This is a genomic window from Tengunoibacter tsumagoiensis, assembly GCF_003967535.1.
GTDB lineage: Bacteria > Chloroflexota > Ktedonobacteria > Ktedonobacterales > Ktedonobacteraceae > Tengunoibacter > Tengunoibacter tsumagoiensis.
This window is the reverse complement of record NZ_BIFR01000001.1, coordinates 2,002,454-2,027,864: the sequence shown is the minus strand read 5'-3', so window position 1 is coordinate 2,027,864 and position 25,411 is coordinate 2,002,454. Positions and strand designations below refer to the sequence as shown.

The window sequence follows — 25,411 nt, the reverse complement described above, 5'->3', positions numbered from 1 at the left end:
TTTTACAATTGCACCAGTTCAGATAATGCCTCTAAAGCGAGCAGATAGCCTCGCCATCCCAGACCGGTAATCTGACCACGGCAGACCGGAGCCGTTACGGAATGATGGCGGAACTCTTCACGCGCATAGATGTTGCTTAAATGAATCTCAATGGTGGGGAGTTGTGAGGAGGCTATCGCATCGCGCAGGGCAATTGAATAATGGGTGAGTGCCCCAGGATTCACGACCAGGCCTGCTGCTTTCTCACTGTACTGCTGAATATAATCAATCAAGGCTCCCTCATGATTCGACTGGAAGCACTGGACCGCTACACCCAGCGATTTTGCCAACTTTTGGAGCATGTCATGAATCTCATCAAGCGTCACGGTACCATAAATAGAGGGCTCGCGGGTGCCTAATGTATTTAAATTGGGGCCGCTCAAAATGAGGAAAGTGGGCATAGACTTACTGTACCTCTCCAGCAAAAAAAGCTTTGATGACCCGAGTTACCAGATCATCTGGCATGGGTGTAATAACAACTTCTCCGATCCGTGTGGGCATGATCCAACGAATACGCTTCCCAACTACTTTCTTATCCAGCAGCATGGTTGAGAGGATCTCTTGTGCTTGAACCGAACCTGTATAGCTGATTGGCAGACCTAAGGCTGCCAGCAGGTGATTCTGCCGCTGTACATCGCTTGCAGCCAACATTCCTGCTTCCTGCGCCATTGTTGCTGCCGCCACCATTCCCAGAGAGACTGCTTCCCCATGAAGCCATTCTCCATACCCTGAGGCGTTCTCTAACGCATGCCCGACTGTATGACCATAATTTAAGATAGCCCGACGCCCCTGCTCTCGCTCGTCCTCTTCGATCATTGCAACTTTGAGATCAATACTACGCGCAATAATCTGACAGAGCAAGGCTACCGGGGGATGGCTAAAATCTCGCAAGGTCTCTGCATGCGCCTCAAGCAAGGCGAATAACTCAGTGTCGAGTATGATACCATATTTGACAATCTCTGCCCATCCCTCTGTTCGTGAACGCTCCGGCAACGTGAGAAGCGTCGAAGGGTCGGCCAGGACCAGGCGCGGATGATAGAACGCACCAATGAGGTTTTTCCCCTTTGGATGATTAATCCCTGTCTTACCACCAATCGCAGAATCAACCTGCGCCAGCAATGAGGTGGGGATCTGGATCAGGGGAACACCCCGCAGATAGCTGGCCGCGGCAAAACCTACCATATCGCCAATCACTCCACCACCCAGAGCAATTAAGGCCTCACGGCGCTCTGCTCTCTGCTCTAACAGCCAGTCGTAGATTTTATTCAGTTGCGTCTGGGATTTACTGGCCTCGCCAGCAGGAATGGTCAGTACCTGAGGCTCAAAACCAGCGGCTAGCAGGTTCTGAGTGACCTTTTCCGCATAGAAAGGGCCAATATTACTGTCTGTAATGACAAAGACACGAGGGGGAAGCTGAAGGTGTGAAAGGTAGGACCCCAGGCGCTCGAGTCCCCCCCACTCAACAATCACATCATATCCATCGCCAATCTGGACCCGCCGCACAATCGGGGCTGGCCGATCCTGTGCTCCTGTTACCATGGTTGTTATCTCCTGCACGACCTCTTCTACACTCTTGTCACTGGTTGAACAGGTGAGCTCTGCCTCCTGATACCAGGATAGACGCATAGCAAGCTGCTGCTGTAGCGCTGCAAGGGGATTGGGGCCTGCCAATAGAGGACGAATCTCCAGCGTTTGTCCGCTCGCCTGTTCACGAGCATGTTGTGCTTGCAAACGCTGAAGCGCGACCACCGGATCGACATGGGTGAAGATACGGATGCCACGTTCAGCCATGAGTGCTCGATTCTCTGCTCGCGTGACGATACCACCACCAGTTATAATGACGGCCCCAGTACTCTCTTGAGCCACTTCCAAAAGAATGCTGCTCTCTAAAGCGCGGAAGTAGTCCTCGCCATGTCGGGAGAAGATAAGAGGGATGCGCTCGCCATATTTTTCTTCGATGAGTGCATCAATATCATAGACAGGAAGACCCAACCGTTGGGCGAGGAGACGCCCAACGGTGCTTTTTCCACTGCCAGAGAGCCCAATTAAAAATACATGTCGCATAACCGCTATTGTACCACGTTCAGCCCTTACGTGATCAGTACAGTTCCTCATTTCTGATACTGGTCGTTTGAACGCTGATCATGTTGAATGTGGTGGTATCTATTGAGCTCACCACTTGCTCTGCCGAATAGCCGCGACGTGTAAAGGCCTGGGTGCGATTATCATAAATCTGGAACTTACGGCCAAAGGTGAACATATACTGGGCAATCTGACCAGTATGACGATTGAGGACGAGGATATCGTCATTCTTTGCACATTGTGCATCACCTACACAGCGAGAGCGGTCCAGAAAAGCCCCCACAAGAATCTGCCAGTGCTGATCCCAGGATTTGACAATATACTGATGCACGATATTCAATGACTGGTCAAAAGAGACAAATGTACTCTGAGCATTCTGAATATCGTACAGCATGATACTTAATGCCTGTGTGCCAAAGTGGCCTACATACAAAACCTGGTTGGTATCAAACTTATCAAGCTGCTTCTGGCTCACGAGCTTAAGGTCTGAATCAAAGGAAAGAATCTGAGCGTCACCACTACTGGGATCGTAAAACAGGGTCTGAGCACGCCCACTATTGGTAAAATCGCCGCTATAAACTTCCCAGTTGCCACTGAGATTATGCTGCTCTTCGTAGTGATTGACCAGGAGATTGCTGTCAAAGTCCATCATACGCCCTTCTCCAGCAATACGATCATACAGGAAGATACCATCCTGCTGAGCATTGACAAAGCGTCCGACGTAAACCTCCCAGTTGGCGTGCCAGAGCGTGTAAGACTGCTGATGACGAATACTCAGATCATCATTGAAATCCAGCAGTTGCACATTGGCCGTTCGACCATGTCTCTCCCAGGAAGCAAGAGCAGTGCCACTGAGGTCCCCGCTTCCTGGTGCTGTCGTCGAGGTCGGCTCAGGATCGACTAATCCCATTCCCATATCTCCCTGAGCAAGGAGAGCAACACTCTGCTTGCTTGCCGTGGTTGTCTGGGTGGCAACAGATGATGCAGTTGCGGTTGGCGTTGGCACAACAACTGGTGTGGGAGTTGCCGTTGGGCTCGGCGTCACCGTCGGACTTGGTGTTGCCGTTGGACTTGGCGTCACCGTCGGGCTTGATGTTGCCGTTGGACTTGGTGTTGCCGTTGGACTTGGCGTCGCTGTTGGGCTTGGCGTCGCTGTTGGGCTTGGCGTCGCTGTTGGGCTTGGCGTCGCTGTTGGACTTGGCGTCGCTGTCGGGCTTGGCGTTGCCGTCGGACTTGGCGTTGCCGTTGGGCTTGGCGTCGCTGTCGGGCTTGGCGTTGCCGTTGGACTTGGCGTCTCAGTGGCAGTATCTATATTTCCGGGATCATCTGGATTCGTCCATGGGTCTGTCCACTGCGAATTATCGGTTGGCGTTGGAGATGGCTGATCAGCAGGAACTTGATCAGCATAGGCAAAGCGGCGATACATAAACAGACCACTCCGATTATCGTTGAGGCGTGCAACGTAAAATTCCCAACCAGTTCCCACATTTGCATGCGTGACGTGCTTTTTAATGCTCAGATCGGCATTCAAGCTTAATAACTGGATGGTTCCTGCTACGCGATCATAAAGGAGGATCTCGGACTTCCCTCCACCCGAAAAATCGCCAATGTGAATATCGAGATTTGGGCCCCATTTACCAGCTCCAGTGATCGCATCGCCCAGGCTGATTCGTTGTGGGTTCTGGGGAAAGTTTGTTTTTTGCACTTTGCCATTTGGATCGTCGGGGATATCTTTCCCCTGACTAACAGGCGGAACCTGTAGACGAAAGATATCGATATTCCCCTGGGCACGGTTATATAACAGGAGATCACTCACACCAGTTCCAGTAAAATCAGCATTATACTCTTGATCAGTTGAGACTGCAGAGAGTCCTAGAGCAACACGATCATCGGTAAAGGTTGTAGCAGTTGTTGCTGTGGAGGCTCCATTTGCGCTTGAACTGGTTGAACCTTCAAAACCAGTTGTGGCCAGCTGTATATTTGCTTTAGCAATGGCGGCCCCGATATTGTCGGTACTAATGCCAGGCAACTGGGCAAAACGCTTGAGATCTAACGAACGAGGAAAATAAATAAAGCGCATCTCTCCATTCTGGAAGCGAGGCTGGTTAATTAAAGAGACGTTATAGCTCGTCCCAACATACATTGGATGAGGATCGCCATAGTTTTGATAGGTTACATCAAAAGTTGAGCCATCGCTGCTGACTGCCGTTACAAATGCCACATGTCCCTCGGGCCCAAAGGCCCAGACGCCATCCCCACGCGGAAAGACTGCGATCGAACCCACGCGAGGCGTCTTCCCCAAAGGCAGACCCGAACGGATCGCATCCACCTCCCAATCAGCGGCATTGCCCCAGTTAAGTGGTAGATCATACCCTAAGAGATGCCATTGCTCCCAGGCCCACCAGACACAATTTCCACCAGTCAATGCTCCATTGGGGTTCCCAGGACAGAGGGGGAAAGGATTACCATCCTGCGAGAACGAGACATGACCACAATTCATATTGACGGTTGGCAGTGTGTGCTGGGCGCTCACAGAGGATGTATTAAAAGGCGAGAACTCTATTATAATCAGTACAGCTAAAAGTACTAATCCAAATATCTTCGATTTTTGACGGCTTTTAAAACAGGTAAATAAGAGACGCCTACTAGTCAATAAACAGCTCTGGGCCGAAGAAAGCATACAGACCACACCTTCCTAAGAAAGCAAGCAAATAAAGATGAAGCATCTGGCGAATAGCATCGATCTATAGAGGTGTATTCCTCGAAACATGTCAAAGTATACCATTCGGCGTATAGATAATCAATACGCCTGAGCTGATAATTTAGTACTTTTGCGCATTTTACAGAATCTTTACTTTTCTCTATCATATGAAAAAGGCCCGGAAAGAGGTAGACAGGCCAGACAAAAAAAACTAATCAGAAAAATGCTTGACAATGGTGGGTGTCGATGCTATCATAGTCCGTGTTCAAGGGCAATTAGCTCAGTTGGTTAGAGCGCCACGTTGACATCGTGGAGGTCACAGATTCGAGTTCTGTATTGCCCATTCAGTCCATCTTATGAGGTTGAATAACAAGACCTTTACGGGCGATTAGCTCAGTTGGTTAGAGCGCTACCTTGACATGGTAGAGGTCACAGATTCGAGTTCTGTATCGCCCATTCTTAAGCCATCAGTCTACTTCTTGCAGACTGATGGCTTTTTTATAGTATCTTCACTCCAGCGATGCAACAAACAATCCCATAGAGAGTGGGTTTATCCACAATCAGCTTGCTTTTGCACGTAATTTGCCAGCATGCGCAATCCAATCACCCTCCTTCTGTCTTTTTAGAATCACTATCACCCCCTAAACGCCTTGAAATTACTCCCACAGGAATATATTATAGTGAATGGAGGCTATGATAAGTCATCTATAATTATAGAAAGCGTGGATTACAGCAATCATGACTGAAAAAATCTCTTACCCATTTGACGATATGTCTACTACATCCAAAGATCTGCGTACATTTATCCATGAACAATGGACGCAACACGACGCTCTCTTCATGCAGAATCCCGACTCATATGCCACCATTACCCAATCGATCGCCAATCTAATTCCTGACGGAAAAGGCAAGTCCCACGAGCTTAAGACAGCCCTCGCTAGCTATCACCAACAGTTCCATAGCTGCTATGATGCCCTGCACACCCTGGCCGAACAGATCGATAAGGCCAGTCAACAAATGGGCCAGACCGATACCGATGTCAAAAAAAGTTTTGAGCAGTCACCAAAAGGCTTTGAATAGCTGGAATAAAGCGGCAATTCTCTTTACTCCGAAGCGCTACGTTTGCGCACAAAAAGCTCATCAATAGACCCCATTATATAGGACAAGAAAGGATTCTTTATGTCTGGGACTGCGGGCGACACAGGAAACGCCTTTAGTGCAATGATCAATGGCGTCGAACACTTCGCCGACGATATGAGCCATCTGGTGAGCCATGCCACCGATGAGCTTTCATCTCTGGGTATCTCAAGTTTTAGTGGTGTAGAGGCCTTCGTTAAATTTCTGATCGATATGCAGCAAGATCCTGTCAATGTTATCTCTACGCTCTCTATTCACATCGCTCAATTTGGCGGCGATGTCTCGCTTATCCTTGAAGAGCTGGCAGATGGGGTCATAACACACGGAGCACCACGCTTCTTTGAGATGAAGGCCACCCAGGCCCTCACCCCCATTAAAGATGCTCTCTCTCAACAAACGACCCACGGCAATACCATTGCAGATGTTCATACCACCACGCTGAGCACGATGAAAACAAAGCTTGACGCTTTGAAGACCAGCAATACGGTCTCAAATGTCGCCTGGCAGGGAGCCAGCGTGGAAGAGATGAGCAGCTCATTCGACGATATCTCAAAAACGCTCAACGAGCTCTCCGATCAGATTCAACACGATAGCCATCAGGCGATCCTCAACCGCACCTTTATGCTTGTGCTTGAAGGGATAGGCATTCTGGCAATTGGCATGGCCCTGTTGGACATTCTGCTGTTGATTGTAGGAGCTATCGGCATTACAGCTGTTGGCGTCGGGACGGCTGGCATCGGCTTTGCAGTTGGTGTACCCGTTGGAGCTATCGCCTGGGGAGCTCTGATCGCTTCCGAAGTCGAATTGCTGCTGGCCCTCGTCGCCGCTGACGCCTTACTCTGGCTGATCGGCACGCTGGCCATCTATAGCTATCATCACCTGACACACAAAGCCACAGCTATACCAGTGAGCACAACCCACACACCTCTGGTAAGTTCTGGCAAAACATTACCCAATCCTAACGATAAAGGCATCCCAGAAACACCAACAGAGACATCGCTTATTGATCAATTAGCAAACGAGTTTGGAGGAAATATTCCAAGAGATCTTCTTCAATATCTTGTTAGATGGTTAGGGGCAAGTGCTTTGACGGCAGCAATGATCCGTTGTCTATACCAGAATGGCTATCTCAACACAGCTAGTTTGACTGCCAACCGTTCTACAAGAGTGAATACATCTTATAAGAAAGCTTGGGAGGCTATTTACAAACACTTTACGCCTAATGATTTAGAGGGGGCTTGGAAAGAAAATAATTCTGATCAGGTTGATACAGATCAATATAATCGAACAGGCCATTATTCTGGATCAGCTCATGACCAGGAAGTAGAAGAGGCTTTAAATTCGCTTGATAAGCTTGATGGGCAAATACAAAAACAAATAGACAATCTTAATAATTATATTACCCGTGCTCCTAACCCCAATTCTCCAGATATTCTTACCAAAATTGCCGAAGTGCAGAGTCTCACAGATGTACAAAATGCCTTTCAAGATCTGAAAAAATTTGTAAAGTCAAAAATAGCTCCTGGATCTCCTCCCCCAAACACTTGGCCTGATCAAGGACAAGTTCCTATAATTGAAGACCTACTTCAAATATCGACTTGCAAAGTTCCAGGAGCTCAATATTATAGGTAAAACCACTATTTACGGGTGAAAATCAAAAATTAAGAAAAGGACAACATTAATGGTTGATAACAGGCGTGAGTATGCATTTCAACAGCTCACCAAGTACCGTGCTGGCCAGATAGAAACTTCCCAATATGCATGGATGATTGATGATTGGGGAAAATATAACATTGTGGAAGCGCTGCCAGAAATCGAAGCGTTTTTACAAAGTTCAGATGTAGATGTTCGTATCGCTGCACTGCATACATTGACGAGTTATTTTCGTCTCCAAAAATACTGGCCAACTGCACGAGATTTTTTTCTGTATGGCTCTGACATGTCTGAGCGTTCCGCAGGAGCATTAGCTTTAGGACGACTCCAACAAAACACACAAGACAGAAAAACCCTGGGGCTTCTCGCCAGTGTCGTCGCTGATATCTATGAAAACGATGAAATCCGCAAAGATGCCTATCAAGCTATGCTTCTCGTTGGATCTGGAAAGTGGGAAATGGTCCATTCTCGATTTTATATTGATCAGGATGCCAATTGGGAATATATTAACACCCAACATAATCCGGATCTTGCCAGAGAGTTCATCACAGAAGCGCAACAGGCGTTTACACAATTCCAATCTGGACAACTGCTAACCGAACTTGATCAATATACATTCCTCATGAAATGCGGACGAGCTCGCCTCCACGAGGCCAGTGAGACAATCGAAACGTTTCTCAAAAACAAGTCACTGCTCTTACAAAAAACAGCTTTGCGTGTTTTGTTGCTCTACTTACAGATCCCTAACAGTTGGCAGTTCGCTGTTGACGCACTTCAACAAGGAGCATGGGTTGAAGGCAGCGACAAGTCACAACACGATCCTCACTCGGAGTATCGCCAGGAAGCTGCGTTTATCCTCGGAAAGTTGATGCGTGGAACACGTGATAAAAAAACACTACAGATCTTAGATGCTTTTTTTAATGATGATAACTATGATCTGAGCAGTGACGCGCAGATTGCAAGTATTGAAATTTACTTCGGCGATTATAATCGGGAGCACTCCTCTGTCGCTGCCTATGGAGAAATTGTTGCTTACATACGTTCTCCACATGAGGACAAAAACGAATAGGTCAAAGGATGATCTTTTTGTTGGTGTGAACGGAGAGTTATTCAAGCCCTCTTTACCGGTTTACTTCTGCAAAATGGGGATATTGCGACCCTCATCACGGGTATGATGGGTTCCAACAATCTCTTTTTTGCCAACTGGTGAAAAAGAGATTGTCGCCTTTTTACCTTTCGTATTTCCAATGGGATACAGCAACATTAAGTGGTGGAATATCCCTCGTTTGAGCTCATTTTTGCATAGTTATTTGAGCTTATCCACCAGATAGTGTAGCTGTACCTCCAATGGATTTATCGAGAAAAAAAACAATCGAACAAAAATGTTCATGCGTCAAGGCTATCGTAATCATCATCACTTACGGCTTCGCATTCTCATAGGAGATTTGGCATGAACCCATCCTACCCCTGGATGTATACTCTCCGTCCTGATACCTGATCAAACCAGGGAAAAATAATAGCATTCTGCCCCTGCAACATTTTGCTATTTTCATTAGAAAGAAATATAAAAATGCAAGAAAGCCACCAGCAAAAAAGTCAAACTATTTATCAACTCTTAACTTCATTGAAAAACAAAGAAGTTCCAGTAATAGATTTACCAAGTGCTATAAATAAAATTGGGAAATATGGACTGGAAGAGGCGCGTTCCGATCTTGAGTCTTATCTTTCACACTCAGATCCTCTTGTACGCGCAGCCTCCCTTCAAAATCTCTGCTTTTATTACAATCGTGAGAATGAATATGTCCCTACTGCTATCTCCTTTCTGCTCCATGATCCTGATGCTGATTGTCGTAGCAAAGGCGCACGTATGCTTAGCTATCTTAAGAAAAATATGCATGATAACGCAATTCTTAGGCTTTTAGCACCTATAGTACGTAATCCCGAAGAGAGTTTTTTTGTTCGTAAGGATGCGTATGGAGCAATGAGAAGTATTGAAAGCTATAGCGAGGACGAGCTAACAGACATCTCCACTGATAACGATCTTGAAAAAAAGATAGATTGGAATTTTGTTGATAACAATCTTCCGGTCAAAAAAGCGCAAGAACTACTTGACCAAGTTCAATCTGGTACCATTTTACAATCAGATTTACCAACAATTCTAGAAGAAATGAGCCGTAGCATTATTCCACAAGCGCGACTCGTTCTAGAAAGTTATCTCTCTTCAGCATCTCCAGAAGTTCGCTCTACAGCACTAAAGATGCTTTGCCTGTACTATAATCAGCAAAATAATTATCTCTTAAGTGCCGAACAGTTTCTTTTACACGACCCTGCAGTCATCTGCCGTGTTCAGGGAGCTAACATGTTGGGATATCTCAAGAGAAACACCGAAGATCCTGCCATATATAAAATTTTGGCACCGATAGTACGCGATATCAATGAAAACGAACAAGTGCGCAAAGCAGCCTATCTTGCCTTCTGCTCAATTGCTTTTTATTATGAGGATGAACAAATACAAATGCAACGGGCTGATTTTTCGCTTCAAAAAGATGTAAATTGGGATTTTATAGACGCCTACCTACCCTTTTCCGATTGAAAATGGAAGGGACTAAAAAAGATATGCCTGATCGCAGACGCGTCCCCGATGAATACTCGCTGCAGCTGTTCGCCAACTATACAGCTGGCAAGGTTCCTGCATCTTCTTACGAATCAATGATCTTTCATTGGGGAAAATATGGATTCATAGACGCTCAGCCAGAAATCGAAGCGTTTCTACAAAGTTCAGATGTAGATGTTCGTATCGCTGCACTGCATGCATTGACGAGTTATTTTCGTCTCCAAAAATACTGGCCAACTGCACGAGATTTTTTTCTGTATGGCTCTGACATATTTGAACGTTTTGCAGGAGCATTGGCTTTAGGCCGACTCCAACAAAACACACAAGACAGAAAAACCCTGGGGCTTCTCGCCAGTGTCGTCGCTGATATCTATGAAGACGAAGAAATCCAAAGAGCTGCGTATCAAGGCATGCTTCTGGTTGCACTCGGGAAGTGGGAAATATTCGAGTCTGGCTTCTATATTGACCAGGATGTCGATTGGGAATTTATCAACACCTCTCGTGACTCTGACCTTACCACTGAGTTAAGAAGAGAATCACAACAAGCATTTGCAGAATTCAATGCTGGGAAACTGCCTAAACAAGACGAGTATGCATTTCTACTCAAATGCGGACGCGCTCGCCTCCAAGAGGCCAGTGAGACAATCGAAACATTTCTCAAAAACAAGTCACTGCTCTTACAAAAAACAGCTTTGCGTGTTTTGTTGCTCTACTTACAGATCCCTAACAGCTGGCAGTTCGCTGTTGACGCACTTCAACAAGGGGCATGGGTTGAAGACGGTGATCAGCTACAACACGATCCCTACTCAGAGTATCGCCAGGAAGCTGCGTTTATCCTCGGAAAATTGATGCGTGGAACGCGCGATAAGAATACTTTACGCATTCTTGATATTTTTTTCGTGGATAATAATGTAAGCGGCGAAGTACAAAGAGCAAGCATCGATATCTACTTTGGGGATCACAGCAAAGAGCACTCCTCTGTCGCTGCCTATGGAGAAATTGTTGCTTACATACGTTCTCCACATGAGGACAAAAACGAATAGGTCAAAGGATGATCTTTTTTGTTGTAAACGGAGAGTTATGCGCAGCATTCAAGCCCTCGTAAATGCGGATACTCCCTCATGTGACGACATATTGCCACAGGAGGGAGCATCCGCATTTACGAGGGATATGATTTCTGTACACCCTCTTTATCGGTTTACTTCTGCAAAATGGGGATATTGCGACCCTCATCGCGGGTACGATGGGTCCCGGCAATCTCTTTAATTCCACCCTCAGGATAGACCAGCCTCGCCTCATGTTCTGGGAGCAGACTGGCAACCTCTTTCAGCACAGCATCAAGAAACTGATCCTCTGGAACGGTGCGGACAGGCTCACCTTTACGGAAGATCACTCCTTTGCCCTTACCTCCAGCCAGACCCACATCTGCATCGCGAGACTCGCCAGGGCCGTTAACAACGCAGCCCATCACAGCAACCTGAATCGGAGTCTGGACCTTCGTCAGACGCTTCTCAACTTCATTAGCGACGCCTACAACATCGATCTCAACGCGACCACAGGAGGGGCAGGAGACAAAGGTCACGCCGCGATTGCGCAGCTCCAAAGAACGCAGAATCTCATATGCCACTGGAATCTCTTCCTCAGGCTCAGCGCTCAAGCTCACACGCAACGTATCACCAATACCATCAGCCAGCAACAGGCCCATCCCCAGCGCTGATTTGACCGAGCCAGCAACCAACGTACCAGCTTCAGTAATACCCAGATGCAAAGGATAATCCGATCGCTCAGAGAAGCGACGATACGCCTCAACTGCCGTCAACACCGTCGAAGATTTCAGAGATACATCCAGATTGTGATAATCCAGCTCTTCACACCAGCTAATATATTCCAGCGCCTTTGTCACCATTCGTTCGGCCAGGTGATCGCGCTCTTTCCGGCGCGCCTCTGCGGGATCGGAACGTTCCAACGTTCCATCATCGCGTAGACGAACCTGCACACGCTGCATCTGTGCCACTTTATCGATAGCATCAATTGAACCAGAGTTCACACCAATACGCATGGCAACATCGCGCTCTTTTGCTGCCAGCACAATCTGTTCCAGAGATTTTCGTCCCTGCAACAGGTTTCCTGGGTTGATACGGACCTTATCAATGCCTTGTTTGATCGCTTCTAACGCCAGAAGTGGATTGTAATGGATATCTGCAATCAAGGGAATATGAATCTGCCGTTTAATCTCACTGAGGACAACGGCATCTTCCATCTCCGGCACAGCCACACGAACAAGTTCACAGCCTACTTCTTCGAGACGATGAATCTGTGCTACAGTACTAGCTACGTCACGCGTATAGGTCGTTGTCATGGATTGGACCGCAATGGGAGCATCGCCACCAATCGCTACATTACCTACATGAATCTGTCGAGTTTTTTTGCGCATAATTCTAAGCACACTCCAATTAACTTCCCCAATGGGCTACATCACTGATCGTGACGACAACCAAGAGTAGAAGTAAGACTGCAAAACCAATAAAATTAATAAGACCTTCGCGCTCGGGCTTCAGACGTTTGCCGCCTCGCAAGAGCTCTACTAATACTAATACGACGCGTCCCCCATCAAGAGCGGGGAATGGCAATATATTGAAGATTGCTAAGTTCACACTCAGCAGGCCCGTCAGGCTTAAAATCGGAAACCAGCCGTAATTTGGCACGGCTTCCGCCACGCTACCAGTCACCTGTGCAATACCCACTGGCCCAGATAGCTGAACGGGAATCGTCCGCGTAATCATTTGCCCCAGAGCGCTCAGAATCAATCTGGTGGTTTCATACGTATAGGAGAGCCCTTTCAGAGGTGCCTGCCAGAGAGGAGCTTTCACCATCACAATTGCACCAGAGACGCCCATCGCTCCCTGTTGGGCAGTGGCATGGGTACGAGCATTCACCAGGAGCGTCTGAGTCGTTCCATCACGATGGCGAACATCCAGCGTCACAGGGACACTGGCACTTTTCCCTTTATCATCAGAGATAGCCTTCGTCACAATCGCTCGCATATCATCAAACATGCTCACAGGCTTGCCATTGACCTTCAAAATGGTATCACCAGAACGCACGCCTGCGATCTGGGCGGGCGAACCAGCCGAGACCGTCTCAATAATCGCCGGGCGCGTCGGCTCACCTAGACTATAGGCAATCGTAAAGAGAACAATGGCCAGGAGCATATTCATCACAACGCCTGCACAGAGCACCACAATGCGCTTCCCTGCCGACTTCGCAGCAAAGCTATCCTCATCGTAGTTGCCATTCTCATCCGTCACATCCCCGCTTTCACCAGGCATCCGCACAAAACCACCAATTGGCAGCAAGTTGAGCGAGTAAATGGTGTTGCCTCTCGTCTTTCCCTGGGTCACTCCACCAGCAGTCCCGGTAAACGGATTCTGCGTACTGCTGGTATCAATCTCGCGACTCCTGCCAAACCACATGACCTCCCAGCTCCCATTATCGCGTTTGCGTATACTGACAACATTGGGAGGAAAACCCAATCCAAATTCCTCAACGCGAATACCTGCCCATTTGGCGGCTAGAAAATGTCCTAGCTCATGCACAATTACAAGCAGGCCAAACACTGGAATGACAGCAAGGTAAGACCAGTTCATCATCCTGTTATTTTCCTTTACTCTCTACAACAACTGCCATGCCTTCTCCACCACTCTGACAGATATCTTGCTATCAGGCTCGTTTCTTCCACAGTTCACGCACCATCCGTCGCGCCCACGCACAGGTCTCCAGCGTTGTTGTTACATCAGGCTGCTCAATCGCAGTATGGCGCTCAAGCGCCTCCTCAATGAATTCAGCAATCTGGACAAAACGAATCTTGCCCGCCAGGAAAAGCTCTACAGCCTCTTCATCGGCTCCAACCAGCACGCTGGGATAGGTCCCACCACGTCGGCCAGCCTCCAATGCCAGACGGAAACAAGGAAAACGTGGGAGGTCCAGAGCTTCAAAATGAAGATTGGCAACCGTGGGCCAGCTCAACTCACGAATAAACTCTGCCCCCGTTCGATCAAGTCGTTGCGGATAGGCCAGTGCATTCATAATGGGAATATGCATACTTGGAAGGCTGGCTTGAAGCTTAATCGAGCCATCCACGAACTCAACCATTGAGTGAATAATGCTTTCAGGATGCACAACTACTTCCATGCGCTCATATGGTACACCAAAGAGCCAGCGCGACTCAATTACTTCCAGACCCTTATTCATTAACGTTGCACTATCAATGGTAATCTTTGGTCCCATATGCCAGGTTGGATGAGCCAGGGCCTGCGCAATTGTGACCCCCTGTATCTCCTCAAGCGTGGCAGAGCGGAAAGGGCCGCCAGATGCGGTTAAGAAGAGGCGAGCAATATCACGCTGCTCTTCACCGCGCAAACATTGCCAGATAGCACTATGCTCACTATCAATAGGGAGAATCGGAACGCCAGCACGTTGAGCAGCCTGCATCACGAGGTGACCAGCCATCACGAGCGTCTCTTTATTGGCAAGAGCAATCGCCTTGCGGGCTCCAATCGCAGCCAATGTTGGCTTTAGACCAACCAGGCCCGAAGTCGCAGCCACCACAATGTCAGCCTCTGGATGGGTCGCAACCTCCAACAAGCCCTGCTCACCCAGGACAGCCTGAGGCAACAGCTCTCGCGCTCGGGCTTCTACTTCGGGGGTATCGGCAAAACAGGTCACTAACTGGGGTTGAAACTCAGCTACCTGTTGCGCAAGGAGGGAGACATTACTACGTGCCGCAAGGGCAACAACCTGAAATTGCTCGGGAAACTGCCGTACAACGTCTAGCGTCTGCCGACCAATCGAACCGGTACTTCCAAGTAAAGCAATACGTTTAGGAAAAGTGGTCATATCTTTCAACCTGTGGACATATATACTATACGCTGACTGACTTCATCATCAGGATCACCTTGTCGCGTTCCCATCCATCCAGATTATAGCACGCCCAGACGAATAGACACGACAAATTCACCCTTCCTCTCAAAGATGAGAGCACTGTCTCGTCTCCTAACGGCCAATCAGTTGCGCAAACAGATAGACAACAATGACAGCAAACAGCAGGCTATCAATCCGATCCAGCATGCCTCCATGCCCCGGCATGATCTGTCCACTATCCTTTACATGCGTCTGGCGCTTAATCAAGGACTCCGAGAGATCTCCAATGACAGCAGCTACCCCAATGAATAGACCAAGCAAGATAGCCAGATACCAGGGAACGCCCAGAGGAAGCACTGTAAACAGGAATGCAGCGATAATCGGGACAATGAAGCCGCCAAACACACCTTCCCAGGATTTAGCAGGGCTGATCCGAGGAGCCAGCTTGTGCCGACCAAGATAGCGGCCAGCGAAGAAAGCAGCTCCATCAAAGCCCCAGACCCCCAATAAGGTCAACAGGAGCCACCAGGCCCCAGATGGCAACGTCACCCAGGCACCGCTACCGATATGTAGCACACCTGGTTCATAGCCACGCAAGAGCAGGAAAAAGCTCATTGGCCAGCCCAGGTAGATAGAAGAAGAGAGCGTTAAAGCCCAATCAACCATCGCCCCATCTAATTTACGACGCACAAACAACCAGGGAAAAGAGATCAAAAGGGTTGCGCTCAGGCCAATCTCAATGAGCAGGGAACGCTGCTGGGGAAGCATAGCAGCGAGCAAGAAGAGGACACTCAGCCCAAAACTAATCCAGATGAGAGGCCGATAGCCTGCATTGACGAGCATCGAATGCCACTCCAATGTCCCCAGGATAACGACCAGCAGGGTCGCTGCAAAGGCGGCCCATCCACCAAACCAGACAAATAAAAGAACAACAGGGATCAGCACCAGCGCTGTTAACCAGCGCTGACCCACTGATGAGCCTTGCTTTTTTATCTTTGAGGATTCAGAAGAACTCATTTCTATTTTCTGTTCACTTGCGCCTTGCAAACGATTCACTTCCTCTTCACAAACAGCCCGAGGCAGGGTGATTCTGCAGCGGGATCAAACAGGCCGCCTGCTACCGAGAGCAGCAGTCAGCCTGTCTCTCTATGCTGTCAGGTTGTGGGAACCGAGACGCGCCCAAAGCGCCTCTGCCTCTGCTGAAAACTCTCTAATGCGGCCAGGAGATCTTCATGCCCAAAATCGGGCCAGAGGGTTGACGTCGCATAATATTCGCTATAAGCCGACTGCCAGAGCAAGAAATTGCTCACCCGCATCTCGCCAGCGGTGCGAATAACCAGATCGGGATCGGGCAGATCGCGAGTATACAAATAGGAGCTAATGAGCTCTTCAGTAATCGTATTAGGATCGCGTCCGTCAGCAATAATCTGCCGCACAGCATCAACTAATTCGGCCCGCCCACCATAATTAAAGCATACATTTAAACCAATACGAGTGTTATCTTTGGTGAGATCCACCGAGTCCTGTACGGCCTTTTGCAGATCTGGAGGCAGATCGTAGAGTCGGCCAAGATGGCGCAGACGCACCCCGTCGCGGTGCAGCTTCTCCAAATCCGAGCGAATGGTCTCCCAGAAGAGGCGCATCAAGCCATCAACTTCGCTTCGTGGCCGCCCCCAGTTCTCGGTTGAAAAGGCATAAACACTAAGCATCTCAATATGTTCGTCAGCGGCACATTCTACCACACGGCGGAGAGCACTCACCCCTGCCTTATGTCCGGCCAATCGGGGAAGATGCCTCTTAGTGGCCCAGCGCCCATTGCCATCCATAATGATGGCAATATGGCGCACAGCCTGTTCGGGTTGCTGCTGCACTGATTGTTCGAGACGCGTCTGAGAATCTTTCTCTTTCCCTTTAAGCGAAAAGAGATTCTGCATCTTGGTCAAAGCTAGACCTCCATGATCTCCTGTTCCTTAGCTTTTCCGACCTTGTCCATATCATCAATATAGCGATCGGTGAGCTTCTGTAGCCGCTCTGTGCTACGCTTCAGCTCGTCCTCGGAAACTTCTTTCTTCTTTTCACGGTCGCGTAATTTATCTTGCACGTCACGGCGCACATTGCGAACGGCGACCTTATGCTCATCCAACTTTTTGTGCAACGACTTGACCAGATCGCGTCGGCGCTCCTCGCTCATTGGCGGGATGCTCAGGCGAATGACCTGCCCGTCGTTGGTCGGGTTAATCCCCAGGTCGGATTTCTGGATCGCTTTCTCAATGTCGACTAACAATTTGCGGTCCCAGGGCTGGATAACAAGCATCCGAGCATCTGGAACAGAGATTGAGGCAACCTGATTAATTGGAGTAGGAGTCCCATAATATTCAACAGAGATACGGTCGATCAGAGCAGAACTGGCGCGGCCTGCCCGTATAGCATTAAGATCCTGTTTCAAGGCTTCAATTGCCTTTTTCATGCGTCGTTCCGCATCCTCAAATAGTTCTGTAGTCATAGCATTCTTCCTTTTTCTACCAGTACGACGTGTACCTTGAAAACGGGACGTGAGAATACCAGGCTACGCCGGCTCCTTCACGTCAGCTCTTACGAGTGTACCACACTGCTCGCCCCGCATAATGGCTTCTAATGCGCCCGGTTGGCGCAGGTTGAAGACAATGATCGGCATATTATTATCCTTGCAGAGCGAAAGTGCGGTACTATCCATGACCTTAAGGCCCATATTTAATGCCTGCATATAACTCAGTTCATCAAATTTTTGAGCATGTGGGTTCCGCATGGGATCGTCATCATAGATGCCATCGACCTTTGTTGCTTTCAGTAAGACCTGGGTGTTCAACTCGACAGAGCGCAAGGCTGCTGCAGTGTCGGTAGTGAAAAACGGATTTCCACTGCCTGCCGCCAGAATCACCACACGCCCTTTTTCCAGATGACGGACAGCGCGGCGGCGAATAAACGGCTCTGCCACAGGAGGCATTTCAATGGCAGTCTGTACCCGCGTTGAGATTCCCTGTTTCTCCATGGCGTCTTGCATCACTAATGAGTTCATGACGGTGGCCAACATTCCAACATAGTCGGCGGTACCACGATCGATACCAGTGGCGGCAGCATCTGCTCCACGCCACATGTTCCCTCCACCAATCACCATAGCAACCTCGACTCCCAGCTCATGAATCCGCCTGACCTCACCGGCTATGCGCCGAACGGTTTCGGCATCAATACCATAACCCTGGGGTCCTAGAGCCTCCCCACTGAGCTTCAGCAGGATACGCCGGTACTTGAGTTCGACTGACATCTTTTTTCTCTTCTCCCTTGTGCGCAACCAGATGAAATCCCCCTACGCACTTACTTTCTCTAACATCCACATGCTGGCTTCAGGCCATTTCCCAGAGGGGAAGTAGCTCGAAAGCTACTCACCCAGGGCAAAGCGGCTAAAACGGCGCACGACGATGTTCTCACCCGTCTCAGAGATGACTTTACGCACAAGGTCACCAACCAGAACTGACTCGTCTTTGACCCATGGCTGCAAGAGCAACACCTGCTCGCCCAGCGTCTTTTTCAGTTTATTAGCTACGACCTCTTCTTTGCGAGCCTCAGGAACGCGCTCCATCGAAGGATCTTCAGCAATTGCTTGCTTGGCCGCATCAATAACGTCAGCGGGCACATCTTCGTAGTTCACATATTTGGGAGAAGCACCCACGATCTGCAAAGCCAGTTCGCTCGACAGATTGCGGAAGCTCTCGCTGCGGGCAACGAAGTCGGTGCTACAGTTGAGCTCGATTAGCACACCAACGCGATGGTTGTGATGGACATACGAGAAGACGCCGCCTTCTTTGGTCTCACGGCCAGCTGTGATCATTTTTTCGGCCTTCTTGTCGCTTCTCTCTTCGAGAAACTTCACAGCACTATCCCAGCTAGCAGATTCGGTCAGAGCCTTCTTACAATCCGCAAAGGTTGCGCCAGTCTCATCGCGCAACTTTTTGACGTCCGCGGCAGTGTAGTTCATTCTTGGGTTCTCCTCAATCTTTTTGTATGATACTCAGACGCCCAGAACAGAACAATTCCCTCTGTCCATTCTTTCTGGTCCCTGAGTGCTTGACAAATATGTATAGATAAACGCTTGCGCCTGAGAAGCGCGTGCAATGAGAAGGTGGATACAGCAAAAGGCGGGAGGCAGGAGGCAAACTGCCCCATATCTCCCACCATGTCGCTTGTTTTTTTACTTAGAGAGCCTCTTTGCTGACCAGTTCTGGCTCAGCAGCTTCTGGTGTCTCGCTAGCTGGAGCCTCGGCAGCTGGAGCTGCTTCAACGGCTGGGGCTGCTTCGGCAACCGGGGCTGCAGGCTCAGTTGGAGCCTCACTGGCCACTGGCTCGGCGGCTGGGGCTGCGGGCTCGAACTCGATGGCCTCGATCCCAGTTCCATCGCTGTCTTTCTGCTGAGCCTCAAGCTCGCGACGCCCCTCAACGGCAGCATCGGCAATCTTGGCACACAGCAGGCGAACGGCACGAATGGCGTCATCGTTAGCAGGAATAGGATAATCCATCTCATCAGGATCGCAGTTGGTGTCAGCCAGGGCGATGATAGGAATCTCCAGGCGACGAGCCTCCATTACAGCGGTGCGCTCTTTACGTGTGTCGATGATGAAGATGGCGCTGGGTAGACGGCGCATGTCTTTGATGCCACCCAGAATGCGCTCCAGACGAACGATATCGTCCTGCAAGCGCTGGACTTCTTTCTTAGGGAGACGCTCGAAGTCCCCACGGTCACGGCGAGCTTCAAGATCGCGCAGGTAGCTGATACGAGACTGAATCGTTTTGAAGTTGGTCAGCATACCACCAAGCCAGCGATGGTTGACATAGAACATGCCACAACGCTTGGCCTCTTCAGCTACAGCCTCCTGAGCCTGCTTCTTGGTACCAACGAAGAGCAGTGTCCCTCCATCAGCCGCAACCTGCTGCACAAACTTGTAGGCTTCATTCAGGCGGGTAACGGTCTGCTGTAGATCAATGATATGAATGCCGTTACGATCCATGAAGATGAACTGCTGCATCTTCGGATTCCAACGACGCGTCTGATGTCCAAAATGGACGCCAGCTTCTAAGAGCTGTTTCATGGAAATGATATTAGCCAAAAGAACGGACCTCCCTTGATCCTCCGCTCTCACATATGGCGTCAGGGTCACCCAAGGTGTAACCGTTTTCACAAACTTTTCACAGAATTGACTGGACCCTCAGGGTTGGCGCTGAATTAGAGAGCGTGTGTACTTAAATTGTATCATGGTGTTCATCACACAAAGGCGGGGCTATTCCCCCCGCTTCGACAGTGAAGTATAGCACAGAGCTACTCAGGACGCAAGAAAAAAGACCTATCAACCTGACCTATCAGTTCTCCACAGAACCGCAGAGCTCAGGTAGGCTTAAGCAGATATGCACATACGTATAAGAGGGTGGAAAGGGGCCGCAGATACGCTTTTTTTGGGCCTACCTCCTTGCTTATGACTCCCTCTCTTCTCCGCCCATCCTCTTCCCTCTGCTTATTCCTGGTCCCAATCTCTCTCTCATGCTCATTTCTTCGTTCACCGAAAACGTCTGCACTGCTCGGTTTTGCTTGTAAAAACAGAGGATTGCCGTCCGCTTCTTGAATACAGGAGTATAGTATAAAGTGTACCCATTTATAGCTAAATAAGATATATCATTCCATACCATTTTCAGGGGTTGATGAAGTAGAAAGGGTTTGAAATACATATGGTAAACATTTTAGTGGTGGATGATCATTCATTGATGCGGCGGGCTGTGCGCGAGGTGGTGGAGAAGGAGAGCGATCTCTCTGTGGTGGCGGAGGCTTCCAATGGACAGGAGGCCGAGCTACAGGCCGCCGAGACACAACCAGATGTGATCCTTATGGATGTCGATATGCCTGATTGCAATGGGTTTGAGGCGACTGAACGCGTCCTCGCGTGCTCTCCCAATTCACGTGTGGTCATTTTTACGGCCAATCATCAAGAACAACATCTGTTTCAGGCCATCCAAAAGGGGGCAATGGGCTATATTACGAAGGATATTGAGCCGGAAGCGCTCGTCCATGCCCTACGCTGCGCTGCGCGCAATGATCTCTGTATTCCTGGAGCATTTGCTTCTCAGGTCCTTACTCACTTACGGTCATTGTGGAAGTCACCTGCGACATACGCAAATCTGCTTGGATCAACGGCTGCTGTCTCCTATCGTACACCACGCCGCCCTACCAGCACCCATGAGCCATCTGAGCCTTCTCTAGATCCGCAGACGGCACCTTCGACTGCGACCCCTCGTCCGCTGACCGATCGCGAACGCCAGATCCTCGATCTTATGCGCAAAGGACGCAAAAATCGCGAGATCGCCGGGGAGCTCTGTATTGCGGAATCAACTGTCCACAAACATGTACAAAACATCTTTGAAAAACTTCATGCACGCAATCGCACTGAGGCCATCTACCTGACTAGCGTCGAAAGTTAATACTCAGCCTGGTTGAGAGAGCCTGGAGCGGATTTCAATATGATACAATATCAGGTGTTGGCAAATGAACCAACCATACAGGAAAAGAAGCGTGCAAGAAAAACATTTTCAGAGCCACAAAATGGCTCCTCTACCCAATACGCTGGACGAAAAAACAACCTTTCTGGCTCACCATGAACTGTTTCAGCAGCTTAATCCAACCGAGCTCTCACATCTGGCTTCACTTACAACGACTGTTAGCTACCCGCCTGGACGCATCTTGCTCCGTCCAGGCGATCCTGGTCTGACATTTTTTCTTCTCTCTTCGGGCTCGATACAACTTTATGCTCTCTCTACTGATGGCCGGAAGTTGATTCTAGCGACGCTGACCACTGGTGCATGTCTTGGGGAGCTCGCTTTTACGACTGCTCAAACTCAGCAGTGTTTTGCCGAGACTATTGCTGAGACGGTTCTCTATACGCTGACACGTGCCGATATGGCTGCTTTATTGCAACGCAATTCAACGATCTCTCAGGCGCTGCTCCAGATTATCAGCCAACGCCTGGCACAACGCGAATCTCAACTGATCAATACGACGTTTAAAAGTACTACCGCCCGCCTCTCTATTCTGTTGCTCGAGCTCGCTCACCAACAATCCGCGTCCGCTATTCACGGCCTGAGCCATGAAGAGCTGGCTGATCGGCTGGGCGTCTATCGAGAAACAGTCTCAACTGCCCTGCGAGAGCTAAAAGAGGCTGGTGCCATCGCTCTTGGCCGCAAACATATTACGATCTGTGCACCAGAGCTCTTACAGCAACTGGCTGGCCAGACAAAATAGTGCAGAACAAGTAAACTATGGAACAATCAGGCATGATGATTACAGCTCACAATGTAAAAAAGATGTATCGCAGCGGCCAATTACGGGTTGAGGCTCTTCAATGTATCAATCTGGAGATCGCAGAAGCAGAGATTGTCGCTATTATGGGTCCCAGTGGTTGTGGCAAAACGACGCTCTTAAATTGTCTCTCGGGGCTGGATACCATTGATGAGGGCGATGTCTTTTTACGTGGATGGAATCTCCGCGACCTGAGCGATCGAGAGCGAACGGAGTATCGCGCTCGCCATATGGGCTTTATCTTTCAGGACTTTAATCTTTTACCTGTACTTACCGCTGTGGAAAATGTTGAGCTCCCTCTCCTGCTGGCGAAAGTTCCCAGTCGTCAGGCGCGCAAACGAGCTCTAGAGATGCTGGATCTCGTTGGACTCGCAGCCCGCGCCAGTCACCGCCCTGCCGAGCTCTCCGGTGGACAGCGTCAGCGGGTCACGATTGCCCGTGCGCTCACAAATAATCCCGCCATTGTCTGGGGAGATGAACCAACAGGGAATCTTGATAGCGAGACTGCGCTGGAGATTATGCAGCTTCTCCAACAACTCAATCGTGAGCAGGGTCAGACGTTTGTTATTGTCACCCATGCCCTCGAAGTTGGACGCATGTCTCACCGTATCATACGTATGCGCGATGGCCGCATTATCTCCGATGAACCGAATACCCCCACATGACCATCAGGTACGCGTTGAGAGGGGGCCGCGTGCCTGATGGTGCATGACTGGCTGCACTCTCTTCTTGTTGATAGCAACCACAATACGCACAGCCGATAGTTAGCCTACACAACACCTTGCTTCTTTGTCGTTGTGAGCTGCTCCCGCACGACCTCTTTAATATGGGCCGAGGAAAGGCCATAGAGCTCCTTCAAAATGGTTGGTGCCCCATGCTCAACAAATGTATCTGGCAGGCCAATCAAACGAATAGCAATATCAGTCAGGCCCTTGCTCTCAAGCAGCTCAAGGACGGCGCTTCCAAAGCCACCAGAGACAACATGATCCTCTATCGTTATCAGATGCTTCGTGCTCTGTCCCAGGCGCAGAATCAGCTCCTGATCCAGAGGCTTGGCCCAACGAGCATTAACGACAGCCACATGAATACCTTCCTCAGCCAGCTCTTTCGCCGCCAGTTCTGCTTGCGAGACGGTTGAACCATATGCGAATAGCGCAACGTCGCATTTCTCCGCAGCCTCGATGGTTGCCGGGCTCAATAGCTCTGCCTTTCCAACTTCGAGCTTATGAAGCCCTGTTGTAAGCTCGACACCCAGACCCTTGCCGCGTGGATAGCGCAGCCCTACGGGACCATCTAGCTCCACAGCCGTGTAGAGCATATGTCGCAGCTCCTCTTCATCTTTGGGAGCCATAATCTTCATATGAGGGATCATCCGCATAAAGGCGATATCAAAGACTCCATGCTGCGTCTGTCCATCTTCACCAACGATTCCAGCGCGATCCATGGCAAAGACGACATGCAGATTCTGCACACAGATATCGTGAATGATCTGATCAAAGGCACGCTGCATAAAGGTCGAATAGATTGCCACGACCGGAAGCATCCCCCCTACAGCAAGTCCCCCCGCAAATGTCACCGCATGCTGCTCAGCAATGCCAACGTCAAAATAGCGCTCAGGAAAGCGCTTCTGCAACTTCTTCAGGCCAGTGCCTTCAGACATGGCAGCAGTGATACCAACTACGGCTGGATTCTGCTCTGCAATGGAGACGAGAGTATTGGCAAATACCTCTGTATACGTCAAAGGATCATTCGCATTTTTCTTGATAACACCTGTGGTGTAATCATACGCTCCAGGCCCATGCCATTTGGTCGAATCCCCCTCGGCAACGTCCCACCCCTTGCCTTTCTTCGTCACCACTTGCACGATCACTGGCCCTTCAATTTTCTTCACATTCTCAAATACATCAAGTAAGAGAGGAATGTTATGTCCATCAAATGGACCAAAAAACTTAAAACCAAGCTCCTCGAAGACAGCCCCACTTTTGCTATGCATCATGAACTGCTTGAAACTTGTTTCTGCACGGCCAGCCGCTTCACGCGCTTTATCACCAACAACCGGAAGACGCTCAATCGAATCCTTGGCCATCTCACGCAGGCGCTGATAGCTCGGAGAGGTCTGCATCCTCCGCACCTGCCCTAAATGCTGAGACATCGCCCCCACATTCTCAGAGATAGACTTATCATTATCATTTAAGACGATAATAAGATTCTTCTTCAGACTCCCCGCGCTATTCATTGCCTCAAGGGCCATACCACCTGTCAACGAGGCATCGCCAATAATAGCGACAACTTTATAATCTTTTCCCTGGAGATCACGAGCAGCTGCAATGCCCAGTGCAGCTGAGATTGACGTGCTTGCATGGCTCGCACCAAACACATCATAGGGGCTCTCTTCACGACGCAAGTATCCAGACAGGCCACCAAATTGACGAATAGTGTGGAAACGCTCACGACGCCCGGTCAACAATTTATGCACATATGCCTGGTGACCAATATCCCAGACAAGCTGGTCTTCCGGCGTTTGAAAGACATGATGCAACGCCATTGTTAACTCTACTACACCCAGATTCGGTGCCAGATGCCCTCCTCGCACCGAAACTTTCTCGATGATCTCGCGCCGAATTTCCCTGGCTAATTGCTCCATTTGCGGAACGGTCAGAGCTCGTAATTGCTCTGGGCTATCCACACTATCAAGAATCCTCGTCAATGGTTTCCTCCAAATTACTAGGCACCAACATCCCCAATAGATTATAAAAACAAAGTATGTATTCCTACACGACAGATGCGACGTGTCTAAGCCTGCTAGAATGAAGATGCAGAGAAGGGCAAGAAAGGGTGTATTCCTGACTATCTTCTTCCTTATTATAGAGTTGTTCTTCCGCCCTGGCAAACA

22 protein-coding genes and 2 tRNA genes are annotated in these 25,411 nt (G+C 49.3%); 10 read left to right on the top strand and 14 right to left on the bottom strand.

The genetic code is table 11. The annotated features are described in order from the left end of the window. Positions 1-2: 2 nt before the first annotated feature. The 3 genes from aroQ to EL628_RS30320 are packed head-to-tail and all read right to left on the bottom strand — an operon-like array spanning position 3 to position 4,801. On the bottom strand, positions 3-440 hold the full coding sequence (gene aroQ, locus EL628_RS07870; protein ID WP_126579405.1) for a type II 3-dehydroquinate dehydratase: 438 nt from the start codon (positions 438-440) through the stop codon (positions 3-5). A 4-nt stretch (positions 441-444) separates the two neighbouring features. Beyond that, positions 445-2,103 carry a 3-dehydroquinate synthase gene (gene aroB, locus EL628_RS07865; protein ID WP_161975337.1) on the bottom strand — a complete coding sequence of 553 codons (1,659 nt, stop codon included), beginning with the start codon at positions 2,101-2,103 and terminating at the stop codon, positions 445-447. A gap of 34 nt (positions 2,104-2,137) precedes the next feature. After that, complete coding sequence (locus tag EL628_RS30320; protein ID WP_126579403.1) at positions 2,138-4,801, bottom strand: CHAP domain-containing protein; 2,664 nt, start codon at positions 4,799-4,801, stop codon at positions 2,138-2,140. A 290-nt stretch (positions 4,802-5,091) separates the two neighbouring features. Between EL628_RS30320 and EL628_RS07855 the strand changes: the two genes are divergently transcribed. From EL628_RS07855 to EL628_RS07835, 5 genes are all read left to right on the top strand, one after another. Then, positions 5,092-5,165: transfer RNA gene (locus EL628_RS07855), tRNA-Val, on the top strand. A gap of 39 nt (positions 5,166-5,204) precedes the next feature. Beyond that, a tRNA-Val gene (locus EL628_RS07850) sits at positions 5,205-5,278 on the top strand. Between the two features lie 282 nt (positions 5,279-5,560). Beyond that, positions 5,561-5,902 (top strand): hypothetical protein, encoded by a 342-nt coding sequence (locus EL628_RS07845; RefSeq protein ID WP_126579402.1) that lies wholly within the window; start codon positions 5,561-5,563, stop codon positions 5,900-5,902. Positions 5,903-6,001: 99 nt separating this feature from the next. Beyond that, entirely contained in the window at positions 6,002-7,591 is a 1,590-nt protein-coding gene (locus EL628_RS07840) for a hypothetical protein (RefSeq protein ID WP_126579401.1), read from the top strand. 49 nt (positions 7,592-7,640) lie between these two features. Continuing rightward, positions 7,641-8,681: a HEAT repeat domain-containing protein gene (locus EL628_RS07835; protein ID WP_126579400.1), complete on the top strand. Its 1,041-nt coding sequence runs from the start codon at positions 7,641-7,643 to the stop codon at positions 8,679-8,681. Between the two features lie 60 nt (positions 8,682-8,741). Here EL628_RS07835 and EL628_RS30755 read toward each other — a convergent pair whose 3' ends face one another. After that, positions 8,742-8,876 (bottom strand): hypothetical protein, encoded by a 135-nt coding sequence (locus tag EL628_RS30755; protein WP_281276525.1) that lies wholly within the window; start codon positions 8,874-8,876, stop codon positions 8,742-8,744. A 306-nt stretch (positions 8,877-9,182) separates the two neighbouring features. On the opposite strand from EL628_RS30755, the gene EL628_RS07830 reads away from it, so the two are divergent. Together EL628_RS07830 and EL628_RS07825 are read left to right on the top strand one after the other, a co-directional pair. Further along, complete coding sequence (locus EL628_RS07830; RefSeq protein WP_126579399.1) at positions 9,183-10,205, top strand: HEAT repeat domain-containing protein; 1,023 nt, start codon at positions 9,183-9,185, stop codon at positions 10,203-10,205. Beyond that, complete coding sequence (locus tag EL628_RS07825; RefSeq protein WP_136626706.1) at positions 10,166-11,269, top strand: HEAT repeat domain-containing protein; 1,104 nt, start codon at positions 10,166-10,168, stop codon at positions 11,267-11,269. The genes EL628_RS07830 and EL628_RS07825 overlap by 40 nt, the downstream gene beginning before the upstream one ends. A 155-nt stretch (positions 11,270-11,424) precedes the next feature. On the opposite strand, the gene ispG is transcribed toward EL628_RS07825, so the two are convergent. The 9 genes from ispG to rpsB form a co-directional block, all read right to left on the bottom strand. Continuing rightward, positions 11,425-12,660: a flavodoxin-dependent (E)-4-hydroxy-3-methylbut-2-enyl-diphosphate synthase gene (gene ispG / locus EL628_RS07820; RefSeq protein ID WP_126579397.1), complete on the bottom strand. Its 1,236-nt coding sequence runs from the start codon at positions 12,658-12,660 to the stop codon at positions 11,425-11,427. Positions 12,661-12,679: 19 nt separating this feature from the next. Then, on the bottom strand, positions 12,680-13,876 hold the full coding sequence (locus EL628_RS07815) for a M50 family metallopeptidase (protein ID WP_126579396.1): 1,197 nt from the start codon (positions 13,874-13,876) through the stop codon (positions 12,680-12,682). Positions 13,877-13,946: 70 nt separating this feature from the next. After that, the gene (locus EL628_RS07810) at positions 13,947-15,122 is read right to left on the bottom strand and encodes a 1-deoxy-D-xylulose-5-phosphate reductoisomerase (RefSeq protein WP_126579395.1); all 1,176 of its coding nucleotides are present in this window, start codon (positions 15,120-15,122) and stop codon (positions 13,947-13,949) included. A gap of 156 nt (positions 15,123-15,278) precedes the next feature. Continuing rightward, positions 15,279-16,163, bottom strand: coding sequence for a phosphatidate cytidylyltransferase (locus EL628_RS07805; protein ID WP_126579394.1), 885 nt, complete (start codon positions 16,161-16,163; stop codon positions 15,279-15,281). A gap of 137 nt (positions 16,164-16,300) precedes the next feature. After that, entirely contained in the window at positions 16,301-17,089 is a 789-nt protein-coding gene (gene uppS / locus EL628_RS07800) for a polyprenyl diphosphate synthase (RefSeq protein WP_126579393.1), read from the bottom strand. Between the two features lie 2 nt (positions 17,090-17,091). Beyond that, positions 17,092-17,649 (bottom strand): ribosome recycling factor, encoded by a 558-nt coding sequence (gene frr / locus EL628_RS07795; protein ID WP_126579392.1) that lies wholly within the window; start codon positions 17,647-17,649, stop codon positions 17,092-17,094. 63 nt (positions 17,650-17,712) lie between these two features. After that, entirely contained in the window at positions 17,713-18,447 is a 735-nt protein-coding gene (pyrH, locus tag EL628_RS07790) for a UMP kinase (protein ID WP_126579391.1), read from the bottom strand. Between the two features lie 114 nt (positions 18,448-18,561). Then, a complete protein-coding gene (gene tsf, locus EL628_RS07785; protein ID WP_126579390.1) occupies positions 18,562-19,158 on the bottom strand; it encodes an elongation factor Ts in 597 nt (198 codons plus the stop codon). Positions 19,159-19,375: 217 nt separating this feature from the next. Beyond that, positions 19,376-20,266 (bottom strand): 30S ribosomal protein S2, encoded by an 891-nt coding sequence (gene rpsB / locus EL628_RS07780; RefSeq protein WP_126581901.1) that lies wholly within the window; start codon positions 20,264-20,266, stop codon positions 19,376-19,378. A gap of 631 nt (positions 20,267-20,897) precedes the next feature. On the opposite strand from rpsB, the gene EL628_RS07775 reads away from it, so the two are divergent. The 3 genes from EL628_RS07775 to EL628_RS07765 all read left to right on the top strand — a co-directional run bounded on the left by EL628_RS07775 (position 20,898) and on the right by EL628_RS07765 (position 23,183). Continuing rightward, positions 20,898-21,644, top strand: coding sequence for a response regulator (locus EL628_RS07775; RefSeq protein ID WP_126579389.1), 747 nt, complete (start codon positions 20,898-20,900; stop codon positions 21,642-21,644). Between the two features lie 91 nt (positions 21,645-21,735). Continuing rightward, positions 21,736-22,461 carry a Crp/Fnr family transcriptional regulator gene (locus EL628_RS07770; protein WP_161975336.1) on the top strand — a complete coding sequence of 242 codons (726 nt, stop codon included), beginning with the start codon at positions 21,736-21,738 and terminating at the stop codon, positions 22,459-22,461. A gap of 32 nt (positions 22,462-22,493) precedes the next feature. Beyond that, positions 22,494-23,183 (top strand): ABC transporter ATP-binding protein, encoded by a 690-nt coding sequence (locus tag EL628_RS07765; RefSeq protein ID WP_245994023.1) that lies wholly within the window; start codon positions 22,494-22,496, stop codon positions 23,181-23,183. A gap of 104 nt (positions 23,184-23,287) precedes the next feature. On the opposite strand, the gene dxs is transcribed toward EL628_RS07765, so the two are convergent. Next, positions 23,288-25,225: a 1-deoxy-D-xylulose-5-phosphate synthase gene (gene dxs / locus EL628_RS07760; RefSeq protein WP_126579386.1), complete on the bottom strand. Its 1,938-nt coding sequence runs from the start codon at positions 25,223-25,225 to the stop codon at positions 23,288-23,290. Positions 25,226-25,411: the final 186 nt, after the last annotated feature.